Origin of the sequence: Flavobacterium restrictum, from assembly GCF_007097245.1 — a bacterium.
Classification (GTDB): Bacteria; Bacteroidota; Bacteroidia; order Flavobacteriales; family Flavobacteriaceae; genus Flavobacterium; species Flavobacterium restrictum.
In genome coordinates, this window is sequence record NZ_VJZT01000014.1 from 46,798 (window position 1) to 60,717 (window position 13,920).

The 13,920-nt window shown below is 32.8% G+C and carries 12 protein-coding genes; all 12 read right to left on the reverse strand.

The window, feature by feature from the left end; all coding sequences use genetic code 11:
- Positions 1-2: 2 nt before the first annotated feature.
- The 12 genes from FNW21_RS12750 to FNW21_RS12805 all read right to left on the reverse strand — a co-directional run bounded on the left by FNW21_RS12750 (position 3) and on the right by FNW21_RS12805 (position 13,730).
- A complete protein-coding gene (locus FNW21_RS12750; RefSeq protein ID WP_185963931.1) occupies positions 3-1,022 on the reverse strand; it encodes an acyltransferase family protein in 1,020 nt (339 codons plus the stop codon).
- A gap of 19 nt (positions 1,023-1,041) precedes the next feature.
- Positions 1,042-2,094, reverse strand: a complete 1,053-nt coding sequence (locus FNW21_RS12755; RefSeq protein WP_144257139.1) for a glycosyltransferase family 4 protein — start codon at positions 2,092-2,094, stop codon at positions 1,042-1,044.
- Positions 2,091-3,281, reverse strand: a complete 1,191-nt coding sequence (locus tag FNW21_RS12760; RefSeq protein WP_144257140.1) for a glycosyltransferase — start codon at positions 3,279-3,281, stop codon at positions 2,091-2,093. Before FNW21_RS12760 ends, FNW21_RS12755 begins: the two co-directional genes overlap by 4 nt.
- A complete protein-coding gene (locus tag FNW21_RS12765; protein ID WP_185963932.1) occupies positions 3,278-4,387 on the reverse strand; it encodes an acyltransferase family protein in 1,110 nt (369 codons plus the stop codon). The genes FNW21_RS12760 and FNW21_RS12765 overlap by 4 nt, the downstream gene beginning before the upstream one ends.
- 234 nt (positions 4,388-4,621) lie before the next feature.
- The gene (locus tag FNW21_RS12770) at positions 4,622-5,545 is read right to left on the reverse strand and encodes a polysaccharide pyruvyl transferase family protein (RefSeq protein WP_144257142.1); all 924 of its coding nucleotides are present in this window, start codon (positions 5,543-5,545) and stop codon (positions 4,622-4,624) included.
- A 17-nt stretch (positions 5,546-5,562) separates the two neighbouring features.
- The gene (locus FNW21_RS12775) at positions 5,563-6,699 is read right to left on the reverse strand and encodes a glycosyltransferase (protein ID WP_144257143.1); all 1,137 of its coding nucleotides are present in this window, start codon (positions 6,697-6,699) and stop codon (positions 5,563-5,565) included.
- Positions 6,696-7,784, reverse strand: coding sequence for a glycosyltransferase (locus tag FNW21_RS12780; protein WP_144257144.1), 1,089 nt, complete (start codon positions 7,782-7,784; stop codon positions 6,696-6,698). The genes FNW21_RS12775 and FNW21_RS12780 overlap by 4 nt, the downstream gene beginning before the upstream one ends.
- 6 nt (positions 7,785-7,790) lie before the next feature.
- Entirely contained in the window at positions 7,791-9,272 is a 1,482-nt protein-coding gene (locus tag FNW21_RS12785; RefSeq protein WP_144257145.1) for an asparagine synthase C-terminal domain-containing protein, read from the reverse strand.
- An 84-nt stretch (positions 9,273-9,356) separates the two neighbouring features.
- Positions 9,357-10,283, reverse strand: coding sequence for a glycosyltransferase family 2 protein (locus FNW21_RS12790; RefSeq protein ID WP_144257146.1), 927 nt, complete (start codon positions 10,281-10,283; stop codon positions 9,357-9,359).
- Positions 10,284-10,304: 21 nt separating this feature from the next.
- Positions 10,305-10,952, reverse strand: a complete 648-nt coding sequence (locus FNW21_RS12795; RefSeq protein ID WP_144257147.1) for an acyltransferase — start codon at positions 10,950-10,952, stop codon at positions 10,305-10,307.
- Between the two features lie 74 nt (positions 10,953-11,026).
- A complete protein-coding gene (locus tag FNW21_RS12800; RefSeq protein WP_144257148.1) occupies positions 11,027-12,466 on the reverse strand; it encodes a lipopolysaccharide biosynthesis protein in 1,440 nt (479 codons plus the stop codon).
- Between the two features lie 13 nt (positions 12,467-12,479).
- Positions 12,480-13,730, reverse strand: a complete 1,251-nt coding sequence (locus tag FNW21_RS12805; RefSeq protein WP_144257149.1) for a DegT/DnrJ/EryC1/StrS family aminotransferase — start codon at positions 13,728-13,730, stop codon at positions 12,480-12,482.
- Positions 13,731-13,920 lie beyond the last annotated feature (190 nt).

Genomic DNA, 13,920 nt, shown 5'->3' on the forward strand with positions numbered 1-13,920 from the left:
TTTTACTTTATTAATTTAGATTTCAGGAAACGAATTGCCTTTTTCTCAAAGACCAAATAATAACAATAGCCAATACCGCAAGACAGTAGCAATACAGTTACCAAAGCAACTAGTGCTCCCGCAATTGAAGTAATTTTAGGAAACAATCGAATTACTATCATTTGTAATGGATTGTGAATCAGGTAAATTGAATACGTTGCATTGCCAATCATCAGTAACATTCCAACATTATTAATTTTTAAATCACCACACCTAATGGCTATAAATATACTAAAAAAGGCGACTAGTGCAAATAGTAAATTAACATCGAATGCAAAGATTGTCACATGAGTAACCGTACAATAGCCAAAAGAAATAAGCACTATTACAAGCCCCAAAAATAAAAAAATACTATTAAATTTGATTTTCTTGAGGACTAACTGTGCCAATACAAATCCTAAAATAAACTCGATGTTATACGTAGAAAATAAAATGCTAAAAAAACGAATTTTTAAAAATGAAAAAGTCGAAAACGAAGAATAATTAAAAAGTACTATCCATGCAAACCAACTCAAAACAAAATAATTCCAAGCCTTTTTTGAAAAAAAAGAAATACTAAACAAAAGATAAAAACAAAGTTCAAACGAAAGCGTCCAAGCTACTGATAACGCTGGGTTCCCATAAGGAATTAAGGTCAAGGAAGTCAGTGCACTAATAGTTCGATTCCCGTTAGAGAAACCGGGCAAAAGCGTATAAACAACCAACATACAAATTCCAATGGGAAGGTAAGGAACATAAATTCGGAGTAGTCTATTTTTGATATAATTACCAAAAGCATGGGGTTCATTATACTTGTAAAAAGTAGAATAGGTAATAATAAATCCAGACAAAACAAAAAAGAAATCGACTCCAAATTTTCCCATTCGTCCTACGTAATCCAGGAAAGGGTCATTTATTTTATGATAATATCGTAGCGACCCAATGCTATGATGCAAGACCACCATCAAAGCAGCTATACCTCTAAAAAGCTGTAAAATGTCCAAATATTGACTTTTAGAATTGCTACTCATTTGACAGAACGGATAACAGGATTGTACTACTTTTTTGGAGGCTATACAGGGATTCTACTTTTTTTCGACCATTTTTTCCTAGCTGTTCTCTTAAGATGCTATCGTTTATTAATTTGTTTAATTTGTCCAACCATTCGGACTCTGACCGAACCAAAAAACCAGTTGTTGCATCTACAACCTCCTTGTTCATTCCCACTGCCGAGGCCACCACAGGAAGACCGCAACCCATATATTGAATTAATTTATAGGCACATTTCCCTAGTTCCCAAGGCGTATTTTCGAGTGGCATGATGCCAATGTCAAAGTTCGAAATCAACCCAACTTCGGTGGCGGCTGTCCATGTTAGGTATTTTACTTTCGCTCCTAATCCTAAATCTTCGGTAGCACCTACAATATGCAATTCGACAGCGTTGTTTTGCAGTAGTTCTGAAAAGACCATTTTGTAATTTTTGACATATTTAAAGGTGGATGGCGAACCAATCCAACCAATAATTACTTTGGCATCGGCTGTTTTTTGAGTTACTTTATAAGCATCAACATCAATAACCGTAGGCAGGATTACTATTTTTTTGGCTCCCGCCTCTTTGGCTCTTTCATACAAATAACCGTTGCCAGCCAGCACACAACCGCTATATTTCATAACGGTATCAATCTTATTTTTGAATAAAAAGCGAATGAGTTTACTCGCACTCAAATCATAATTATGAAAAATAGCATCGTCATAATCGACTATATAATTCACTTTAAATAGCGCCAGAATTCTCTCAAACCAACTAAAAAAATAAGGAAAAAGCTCTTTTTCGATTACTATTTTGTCGTATTTGTAGACAGAAAAAAGCGTGAAAAATCGGTTCAGATAGCATTTTAGCAGCTTTACTTTGGCTGTTTTTTTTCCAGCATACAAATCAATTAAATAGTTTTCGTCAAAAAAGGGGTGCACGGTAATCGAGAATCCTTTGGCTTCCAAAAAAGGAAAATACTGGTAGCTTCGCAAGCGACTACTGGCTCCGTTTGGACTGTATTTAGTTAAATAAAGTACTCTCATTTTATTTTATCTAAAGCATTACAATAACTGGCAGCACTATTTCCTATTGAAAAAAATGGAAGCGCAAACTTCCTGATTGCCTCAAAATTTGTATTACCCAAACCTTCTATAAAAGCAACCGCACCAGCGACACGATTCGGGTTTTGATGGTGGTACAAAAAGCAATTGGGAATGGCATTTAGGATTTGCTCTGTATCGCCAATCCCAACAGATGCAATGGTTGGAATACCCATTAACAAATATTCACCCAGCTTAATGGGAGCGACTCCTTGCATACTAAATTTTGGTTCCCGAATAGCAAAAGCCACATCGGCAGCCGCAAGATAATGGGGAACTTGAACGAAAGGAATCGTTTTAACTAGCATCGCTTTTTTCATTTCGTTAGGAATTCGCTCTTTGGCAAAAGCCACATTTCCCGTTAGTATTAAAAACAATGCAGACGGATTTTTTGCCTGATATTCTTTGAAAATTGCTACCATTTCGTCCCAGCCGTATTGTGGCCCTAATGAACCGCAATACACCAGCACTTTGTCTTGACCGGAAATACCCAATTCATTCCTGATTTTTTCTCTTTGGGACAAATTGGGTTTAAAAAATTCACTATTTCGACCGTTACTCACCACCGAGAATTTGGCTGTATTTTTATTTTTTAGAGTATTCGAATGAATGTGTACTGCTTCCTGGGAACGTGTCAAGACGACATCGGCACGAGAGAGCATTTTGGATTCTTCGGCTTTTAACCATTGGTATTGTTTGCTTTCTCGTGATAATCCCGAGAAATCAACACGCTCTTCAAGCGGCAATCCATCGGCATCAAAAATGAATTTGAAATGCTGTTTCCTAATCCGATTGACCATAATAGCTGGCATCGTGCTTCTGGGCATTACAATCGAAATGTTGTTGTTTTTGATGTATGTATTCAAAAATCGAATGCCTTTATACAACGTAAATAAAGTTCCTAAAAAGGCAATTGGTTTTCTAGTAATTCGTCGAGAAGCGTATTTGAGTTGCAATTCATCAGCTGCTTTTTGAGTAATAGCCACTTTTTCAGGAGTTCCCCATGTGAATTGTATGATATGAAAAACATACCCTGATTGCGATTGTACTTCGCTCAAAATGGGCATAAAAAGGCCTTCCATATACGTGGTTTGCGGGCCATCCCAAGTTATGAAGAGTATGTTTTTCATGAGTGGTTTTCGGATTCAAATTTACTCGCTACACTTTGTACTGTAGTAAACTTATTTTTTAATTTCAAGAAATGCTTTTCAAAATAAAAATAAGACACATGAGCTAGAAATATAACGATAGAAATAACAGTTATTACAATCAAAAACAGTTTGATTTTTTGATTTTCGATTTTAAAAAATTGAAAAACAAATGCCATTGTATAAATAACTAACGGATTGTAAACGTACAAACCAAAAGAAATTTTTCCTAAATAATCAAAAAACCTATTCTCTAGAGAAATAATTCGTTTTGGATTCGAAATTTGATTCAAAATAAGGAGTAATGTGAGCACCGAGACTATTTCATTTTCGAGAACTGCGTACATTTTTATTCCAAAAAAAGGCAGTAAAACCAATGATACTAGCACAAACCAAGAAAGAAAATCAAACCATTTGGTAGTCACTATTTTCAAAAAATTATTATTTGTGTAAAAAAAATATGCCCCAATTCCACCAATAATCATGCAGGAAAACCGAGTGTAATAAACGAACGAAACAAGTGTTGCAGGAGCATGAAATAGCTTCAAAGTAAATTTTAATGCTATGAAAAACAAACAAAAACAAATTAAAAATAATTTCAATTTCTTTACATACTTAATGATAAAGGGCCAAAAAGCATAAAATTGTTCTTCGACTCCAAGTGACCAATAGTGACTCAATAAGGGAATGGTATGGATCATTCCGCCTGCGCTACCTACAGCCCATGGAATATTGGGCAACATCAATAGATAAAACCACAAATTAGAGGCAACGTTGAACTTCATTACAGAAAGAACAATTAAAATAAATAAAAAATAAAGCGGCCAAATCCGTAAAACTCTTCTGATATAAAACTTTTTTATTGCAATGGTAGTTGTCTTTTCCTTTTCTTTAAGGAGTAAATAGGTAATCAAAAAACCACTTAAGGTAAAGAAAACGGTAACACCATAAATACCAAACGAGTTAAAAAGACCAGAACTGTTAAGACCATAATCATTCAATTGTTGAAAAATATGACACAAAATAACGCTCAAAGCAGCTATAGCTCTCAACCCATTTAATCCTGGTAAATATATTTTATCTTTCACTTTCAAAATTATTTTTAGTAATTTAAGTTATTGCGTAATCCTTTTTTTATTTACCAACCAGACCTCAAAACAGGTATAAAAAAAATAAAGTAGTTTAAAAATTTCCTCAATGGAAAAAAAGTATTTTGTTAAGTAACAAGTAAGTAATTACAGTTATTTGAAGATACGTTTTTAGTTTCCAAACAATTCAATTTAATCTCAATTCGTAATTTATGATACGCAATTAATAATTAGTTAAATTTTATCTGATTTATTTATTTTACTAATAATTTCTAGTTTACGATTTGTCGAAATAAAAGGACAGGAATGCACTAATTTCTCATAATCAAAAACAATTTTTTTGGTATCCATCATATTAATATACTCTTCTACCGTATAGTGTTTGCTTACAAATAAAGGACTAGTAGTTTGTTTATTTACGGAGTGCAAATAATCTTCAAATTTGAATTTACCGCCTACCAATTCTACTGAATATTGCACCCACAACACTGGAATATTATAACTATGCGCAACTATTAAACCATGTAACGAACTAGTAACTATAGACTTACAAGACAACATATTATCCACAAAAACCTGATAATCCACTCGCTCTAGGATATCCAAAACAGTACAGTTTTTATCATTCTCGAAGTGCTTCACATATTCGGAATTTTTATTCATAAAATGAGGGATAAACCCAATTTCATACTTCTTTGTGATTACTGGATCATAAATAAAAGGCAATAAAAGCGCTGGGTCTCCATAAATTTCAGGACATTCTATATTATTGTCCAAAAATATTTTTCTTGTTAAAGGTCCCCTGACAGCATGTATTTTTTTAGGTTTAACTACTCTAATTTTTTTATCCGAAATAAAACCTGCTCCCCAAATGACACAATTATTTTGTGACCATTGTAAAATACTTCCTATCACGGCATAAGTGGTATCCTTTCGTTTAATAATTTTAGGCAAAAATTTGGAGAACAGTACTTTCTTATTTGACAAATGTTCAATTAATGGCACATTTAAAGCATCTCCAAAATTGCGAGATTCAGCATACCCCTCGACAAGAATTAACTCTTTAGATTTAGTATTATAATATTTTATAACCTCCAAAATGGAGGATTTATAAAACTGTTTTAAATAGATTAAATATGAAAATATTTTATGTATCATTTTTACAATATTTTTTTTTAAAATTTATGCTGTAACCCTTTTTTTATTAACAAGTTTTTATACAAATCGAACAAATTTTTCACGTAAATATCTTCTGTGTAATTATTGATAGCCCTAGCATAACCATTTTCACCAAAGGATTTACGCAAATTTTCATTAAAGTATAATTCTTCTAATTTAATAGCGATTTCCTGAATATCGTATTTATTTACTAAAAAACCTGTTTCATTATCCTTTACAATGTATTTCATTCCACCAACTTTGGTCGCTACTATTGGAAGTTTGTGAAGCATAGCCTCGGCTAAAACCAATCCAAATGCTTCATAAGCTGAAACCAGTGAAAATATATCAAAAACAGCATAATACTTATCCGGATTATTTTGATAACCTGTAAAAACGACATGATCTTGAATTTGTAATTTATTTACCAATTCTTGATATGTATCAATTAAACGCCCACCGCTAACAAGTATCAATTTTACTTTAAGCCCTTTATTTATCAATATCGCAAACGCTTTTATTAAATCCGAATATCTTTTATGATCATCATGCAGCATTCTGCCAACGGATCCAATTACAACATGATTAGTATCTATACCATGTAACCTTTTTAAATGCTCAATCTCAATTTGTTCCGTTTGTTTTGGAATTTTTACTCCATTATTAAGTAAGAAAGATTTTTTTTTAGACAAATACAATTTGTTGGTAAGGTACTCCATTACACCAGGAGATACACCTATAACTTTGTCCGCGGATAGTGACAATAATTTCAATAACAAATGTCCTTTCCACCTACGGTTTTGAGGATCCGATGTTTCTTCAAGAATAACGATTGGCACTTTCTTGATAAATCCAGAAATAGCAGCCATAGTAACTCCTTCAAAAACTGCCCCATGAATAATATGAGGTTTGAAATCATCAATAATCCTCATCACTTTTTTATGCTGCTTAATGTCAAAAACCGACTTTAAATCGCCTATTTCAATTATCTCAATCCCGAGTGCTGCAAACTCAATAGGTAGAGAACCAACTGCATGGGTGCAAATAATTTTTAATTCAAACTGGGAATTATCCATTAATTTAGCAATTGAAAGTCTAGTGCGTTCAACACCTCCTGACATTATAGTTTCAATAATATGTAAAACTCGTATCATTTGTAATGCTTATTATAAATTGTCATCAATAAATCAATATGATTTTGAAGCGAATACTTTTGTACGATGGTCGCTTTTCCTTTTTGACCAATTGCTATTTGCTCGTCTTTATTTCTTTTTATGATGCTTTGAACACACTGAAATAAATCATCATCATCATTGACATTGACAATCCAACCGTTTTGATTGTTGGTTATAATTTCTTGAGCAGCACCAACTCTTGTGGTCAAAGATGGTACTCCACAATACATAGCTTCTGCTAATGAATTTGAAAAGCCCTCGCTAAAAGAGGTTAAAACATATAAATCTGATGATAATAAAAAGGAATATGGTCTTTCTTGGAAACCTAAAAAAACAACTTGATTTTCGATATTTAATGCTTTGGTTAACTTTTCTAAATGCCATTTTTCTGAACCATCACCAAGTATTGAATACTGTACCGGTATATTTATTTCGTTCAATCTTGCCACAACTCGCAACATGCTATCAATGTTTTTTACTTTTTCTAATCTTGAAACAGAGATAATACGAAATACATTCTGTGCTATTTTTCTAGTTTCAGGTAGATTGGGAAAAATAACTGGATTAGGAATTTTTAATACCTTTTTATCTAAAACCTTATTGTGTGTTTTTAAATATGCAATCACTTCATTTGAATTTCCAACTACAAAATCAGCAAAGGAATACACCGCCGAAAATATTTTTTTTGCCATTGCACTTTGAGTAGGAATCCCAATTTCTTCGGCTATAATAACGGGAACAGCAGCTAGTTTTGCAGCAATAATTCCATGAAAATTTGCTTCGGCTCCAGAGGTGTGAACCACGTTTGGTTTTTCTTTTCTAAAAAAAAGAACTAGTTTGAATAGGGTAAATAAATTGGGGATTTTATAGGGCAAATTAAAAATAACGACTTTTTTATGCTGCTTTTTTATTTCGTTTTCTGCTGTGCCACCTTTATTTATGGCGCAAAAAATCCATTGATTTTCATCTTGAACATGCGCTATATTGGTCAGTCGTTTTTCTACACCTCCAAAATCTAAAAAAGTAGAAAGCCGTATTATTTTTAATGGAGAAACTGTTTTCATCTAATTTTAACGGATTACTTTTAATTTTCTTAAATAAAAACCTGTTCTATTTCTTAAATATCGTTTGGAATACGCAACGATAAATGAAAATTGATCGCTATCAAATTTAAAATCTGCGGCTTTTTCTTTGTCATTTATCTTATATAATTTAATCATTTCGGCTAAACTGGCTAACCAAATTACTTTTTCTAAATAATAAAGACTATTGATTGGAAAGTGTTTAATAAGAAAAAAAAGCGTTTCTATGGATTTATATCTAAAAATTCCAATTTTTTTAAAATCTTCAGTCAAAACGCTACTCTTTATATCTTTCAAAATTTCGTTTTGAATAATTCCTACATACGTATGATGCCTTTTTAAATACGTATCCGGAACGCCATTTGTTGCCCCATAACACAGTCCTGTTCTTGCCCAAGGTATGTCCTCCAGATTTGTTACAAACTCTTGCAGCATGTATTTATACACCTTATCATTTCTTTTTTCAGGATGTAATGACCACATAAAACCATACACTTCTGGACTGGAAAACACTTGATAAAACTCCATTTTTTGATTAAAAACATCCATACAAGGATTCAACATTCTACGCATATAATGGAGCTGATAGTCTAATTCATTTTGCATATATATTTCCTCTCGTGGAAATAATTGATGGTAGGTCTGTACATCAGTATTGATATCGACAAGCGTTTTTTCGTAAACATTTTGACGAAATAAACTACTAACATTACTTATATTATTTAAAAGTGATTCTAGAAAACGAACATTTTTACCTCCATATTCGGCTCTGCCAATACTATCTCCATAACTACCCCCGAGGATTACTTCCAGATCATTATCATCTCGTATTTGTGGCATGGCATGCAAATGAATGGGAGAATATTCACAGCCATTTATTGCAGCTTCCTTTATATTATTTAATAAATCCGCTGCAGTAACTTGATAATGCTTCCATTCCCAGTGCAATCTTTTGGCTATTCGCTCCGCATAAACAACATCTCTTGTATTGCTATTTCCCCAAGTTAAAGCGGTTACTTTTACATTGCCTATTTTCCCTTTTTGTATTAAATAATCCAAAGCTCCAGCAACCATTCTGCTGTCCATTCCACCGCTCAAAAGTATTCCAATCTTTTTTTTATCACCTATATATTGCTCAATTTCAGCAACTATTTTTTCAAATAACATTTTAGCTACTACTCCTTCTTCGGTATTTTGCATTCCGTGTTTTGGAGCAAGATCATAGTCCCAGGCATTCAAACTTGAGTTGGGTTGGGCTAACCAAGGTGTTTTTTTTATGTTTTGTAGCAATGTTCTGTCACCCAAAACAAATTCTTTATTAAACATTTCGACCACTGCCGCTGGATCAATTTTTTTTTCTTCAGGGAAATTTGCTATGGTTTCAGGAAAATTTTTATAAATTTTAAACGTCCCATTTTCCAAATAAAAATAAGGATTATTGAAACCTAGACTGTTGTAATTGCTAAACATAATTATCTTTTTTTAGCCTCGTTTGAAACACTTGGGCTAGCATTAAAATTTTTAAACATACTATTTCTTACTATGATATCACTATCAATTCATTACATATCGAATTACAAATTTAATATACAATCGAACCCCTTTTTTTAATGTACTAGATTGCAATACTTTACTCCCAAAACTCACAGGAAACATATAAACCAATTGCAATAAAAAGAACTCGTATTGATTGTTTTTGAGCGTGGTCTTGGCTTGTAAATGTGATTTGGAATCATAATAATAAGGGTATAAATTACAGAGCACAAAAACACTCACAAACTTGCTAAAGCTTTTATTAACACCTGATGGGTATTTATTTATTATCCCAACCAATGAATTTTCAATCAAAACTTTGCTATTTGTGACCTGATTTTCATCTTCGTTTGAATAATATACCAAAGTATTTTTAATATAAAAAGCATTTCCACCGCTGTACACTGCCCGAACCCAGACATCAATGTCTTCTCCTTTTTTTAAATCGCTATTAAATCCTTTATTTTTTTGAAAAAAATCAGCTGCAATAATGGTCGAAGAGGATGAAAAATAAGTATTTCTGATTGCCGATTTAAAATAATCATCAAATTTAAAATAATCCAAAACGCCCGAATCCGTGTCTAAAAAACCTTTGTTTCTAGTATAATGCGCACCAATAATTTTGATGTCTTTTTCCACATCAAGGACGGCTTTTACTTTTTCAAGAAACTGATAGTGCCAGCAATCATCGGCATCTAGAAATGCTATAAAAGACTGCTTCGATGCTTGTATTCCTGCATTTCTTGCAGCCGAAACCCCTTGATTTTCTTGATGGATTACCGTTATTTTAGTAGCATAAACATTCGAAATAAAGTCCAAACCGCCATCAGTCGAGCCGTCGTTGACCAAAATAATTTCAAACTCCTGAAAAGTTTGATTCAAAACACTATCCAAACAACGCTGAATGTATTTAGATTTATTGTAATACGGAATGACTATTGAAAACATTTGCTTTTTTACTTGGTTACTTTATTTCCATTCTACTTTTTCTCTAATCACTTTTGCGGGAACTCCGGCTGCTAGACAATGCGCAGGGATTGATTTTGTAACCACCGCTCCCGCTGCAATAATAGTGCCTTCTCCTATTGTAACCCCCTTTAGAATCGTAACATTAGCACCAATCCATACCCGATTTCCTATGATAACAGGCTGTGTCATTCCAGCTTCATTTCCCACAATGGCGTGTGCATCGCTGTCCCAAATGGTCACGTTATCCGAAATAGCCACGCCTTGACCAATCGTGATGCCGCTGTAACATCGTATTTTGCAATAGCGGTTGATGTAACCGCTTCCTAAATGGAGTTTTGCGTTTTTGAAAACCATAATATCACAACCGCTATGAAAGAAAAAAGTGTTTTGAACATTAATTTCCGAGTTCTCATACATTTCGATATTTCCCACAAAAGGGTCTTTCTTGGTCACATACCTATTAAGAGCCAAATGACCGTTATTCAAATTAATTTTGGCAGTTTTATGTATCGAAAAACTACAGTTTCCAAACAATAGAATACGGCTCATATCACTCCGAATTCCTTTGGTTCGAAGGTTTATCCAAAGTATTTTGATCTTGAATAAATGAATGTTGGCAGCGTATATTTTTCTAACTTTTAAAATCATCCAGCTTTTTGGTTTTTATTTAAAATATCCAAATAAAGGTTTTCGTTTTTTATAAATAATTGTGGGGATTAAAATCATTTTTTCACAAGTTCAATTAAATCACTAATTGTTTTTTTATTAAAAAAGTACACTAAAGCGACATAAAACAATGCTCCCACAAAAAAAGATAGGGCTAAATTCAATACTGGAATTAAAATGAATTTAAAATTATTAAAAAAAACATAAGAACAAAGCACAGAAAACCCAGAAAAAATCAAAAAGCGCAAAAATAAAAAAATAAGTAGAAATTTTTTTATTTTAAGATATTTGGAAATATAAAAATCAACTATGAGATAATTAACAATGCTTGCAAGCAAAATAGAAAAGAGAAAATAGTCAATAGACAGCATTAAAATAAGGGCTACTATTATAAAAATAAATCGCTGTACTTTATTTAGAATTTCAATTCTTAAAATTAACTTTGAATCTCCTATTATACTCAAAACACTTGTGTTAAAGCTGTAAACAACATTAAAGATACCAGCGATAGCAAGATAAAACAAAAAAGGTGCTGCTAATTTCCATTTTTCAGAATATAAAAAAACAATAATTTGCTCCGAAAAAAAAGCAATAAACATTAAAATTGGAGCAATAACAACCATTAAGATTGACAGCATTTTTTGGTAAGTATTTACTAATCTAGCTTCGTCGTCCTGAACTTTAGAAAAAATTGGAAGCAAAAGTTTTGAAGCTGCTCCATAAATATTAGATATTGGTAATTGCCGTACCGTTAAGGATTGTGTATAATAACCTACGTCCCTTAAAGTATAATATTGACCCATAATTATTTGATAAATATTAGCCGTAATACTATTTAGAATTTCGACAATGGTCAGTTTGTACCCAAAATCAAAATGAAATTTAAACAAGGCTTTATCAAAAACCCATTTTGGTTTCCAATCACTAAAAAGCCAATGAAAAAGAGCCCAAAAAAAAGCTTGTGTTAAGTACATCCAAACCAAACTCCAGATACCATAATTCATAAAAGCCAATACTATTCCTAGTATTGAACTTAAAAATATAGACGGGATTTTCATTAATGTTTGTTTTCTAAAATCAAGATTTTTAGTCAAAATTGCAGATTGAACAAAAACAAATGCCTGAATTATTATAGTCAAAGAAAAAAATCTTAATAACAGTGTGAATTCTGGCTTTCTATAAAAATCTGAAATAAAAGGAGCTGCTAAAAAAATAATTATGTAAACAGAGATACTTATCAGAATATTTGCAAAAAAAACAGAGGAGTAATCATTTTCATCAGTATTTTTTTTTCTGATTATTGAAGTTTTCATTCCGCCTTCAACAAGAACATTAGCTATTGTAATAAAAACATATAATATTCCTAAAACTCCAAAATCATCTGGGAACAAAGTCCGAGCTAAAATTATATTAACAAAAAAATTGATTATTTGTCCTCCAGATTGCTCTGCATAAGTCCAAATAAACCCATGGAGAGCTTGTTTTTTTAAAGACATTATACGCTCACTATTAAGTAGTTTTAAAATGAACTCCTAGGAAGAGTTTAGCAAAAGAATTAAAATCCAACAATCGATTTTTTCTGACAACAACGGGTTTACTTGCTATCTTTTTTTTGATTTTAAAAAGATCTTTTACCACGTTTTTGATTCTTTTACGTTCCGGATCGGTTAGGTTAGAACCAGAAGGAAGGCAAAGACCTATATCAAATAAATCTTGTGCAACTGTGTTGCCATAATACGGATATTCTTGGTACAAAGGTTGCAGGTGCAAGGGTTTCCAGAGCGGTCGTGACTCGATATTGTCGGCTTCAAAAGCCAGACGCAAATCGGTAGCAGTGATGCCATTGCTTTGGTTTGGATTAATGGTAATAGCCGTTAACCAATGGTTAGAAAAGTAATCCTCGCTAGGCATATCATGCACATAAACGCCGGGAATGTCTTGAAATAATTTTTTGTAAAAGGCATTCATATCACGCCTTAAAGCAACATGCTCGTCTAAAACTTCCATTTGTCCACGACCAATGGAGGCGCATATATTACTCAATCTATAATTATACCCTAGTTCTGAATGTTCATAGTGTATGGCATTGTCTCTAGCTTGTGTCGCCAAGAAAATGGCTTTGGTTCTCTCTTTTTCGGTGTGGCTTATTAGGGCACCACCACCAGATGTTGTTATAATTTTGTTGCCGTTAAAAGACAAAACACTCAAATCACCAAAGGTACCGCATTTTTGACCTTTATAGGAACTTCCCAGGGCTTCGGCAGCATCTTCTAGAATGGGAATTTGGTATTTTTCGGCTATGATTCTAATGGCATTCACTTTGTACGGATTGCCATACAAATGAACGGTAACAATAGCTTTTGGCTTTTTGCCTAATTGAATTCTATCAATAATCGCTTTTTCTAATGCGATTGGACACATATTCCAAGTATCAGGCTCACTATCGATGAATACAGGAATGGCCTTGAGGTATAAAATAGGATTTGCTGATGCGGTAAAGGTAAGCGACTGGCACAAAACCTCATCACCCGCTTTTACATCCAAAAGAAGTAAACCTAAATGTATGGCAGCAGTTCCAGAGGACAAAGCGGTAACATAAACTTTAGGATCCAGATAGTTTTTTAGATCCGTTTCAAAGGCATCTACATTTTTCCCTAATGGAGCAACCCAGTTCGTATCAAAAGCTTGATTGACATACTTTTGCTCGGCACCACTCATGTGCGGAGAGGATAAATAGATTCTGGTGTTAGTATTCAACATGTTCAAATTATGGTATTTAAAAAATTTGATAGTACAAAAGTAAATAATTGCCTAAAGAATGAAGGGTTTACTTAAGTATTTAAAACAGAGCAACAGTATTCGTTTGTATATTAATTTTGGAAACGCATGGATTCCAATTTAATGGGTAACAAAACGCTTTAATCTTTTGGCTATTATTATGTTTCAAAGA

What these genes read in the sequence shown, in the direction of transcription:
- FNW21_RS12755 (WP_144257139.1), bottom strand. Translation starts at nt 2,094, where the DNA reads ATGAGAGTACTTTATTTAACTAAATACAGTCCAAACGGAGCCAGTAGT.
- FNW21_RS12760 (WP_144257140.1), bottom strand. Translation starts at nt 3,281, where the DNA reads ATGAAAAACATACTCTTCATAACTTGGGATGGCCCGCAAACCACGTAT.
- FNW21_RS12770 (WP_144257142.1), bottom strand. Translation starts at nt 5,545, where the DNA reads ATGATACATAAAATATTTTCATATTTAATCTATTTAAAACAGTTTTAT.
- FNW21_RS12775 (WP_144257143.1), bottom strand. Translation starts at nt 6,699, where the DNA reads ATGATACGAGTTTTACATATTATTGAAACTATAATGTCAGGAGGTGTT.
- FNW21_RS12780 (WP_144257144.1), bottom strand. Translation starts at nt 7,784, where the DNA reads ATGAAAACAGTTTCTCCATTAAAAATAATACGGCTTTCTACTTTTTTA.
- FNW21_RS12785 (WP_144257145.1), bottom strand. Translation starts at nt 9,272, where the DNA reads ATGTTTAGCAATTACAACAGTCTAGGTTTCAATAATCCTTATTTTTAT.
- FNW21_RS12790 (WP_144257146.1), bottom strand. Translation starts at nt 10,283, where the DNA reads ATGTTTTCAATAGTCATTCCGTATTACAATAAATCTAAATACATTCAG.
- FNW21_RS12795 (WP_144257147.1), bottom strand. Translation starts at nt 10,952, where the DNA reads ATGATTTTAAAAGTTAGAAAAATATACGCTGCCAACATTCATTTATTC.
- FNW21_RS12800 (WP_144257148.1), bottom strand. Translation starts at nt 12,466, where the DNA reads ATGTCTTTAAAAAAACAAGCTCTCCATGGGTTTATTTGGACTTATGCA.
- FNW21_RS12805 (WP_144257149.1), bottom strand. Translation starts at nt 13,730, where the DNA reads ATGTTGAATACTAACACCAGAATCTATTTATCCTCTCCGCACATGAGT.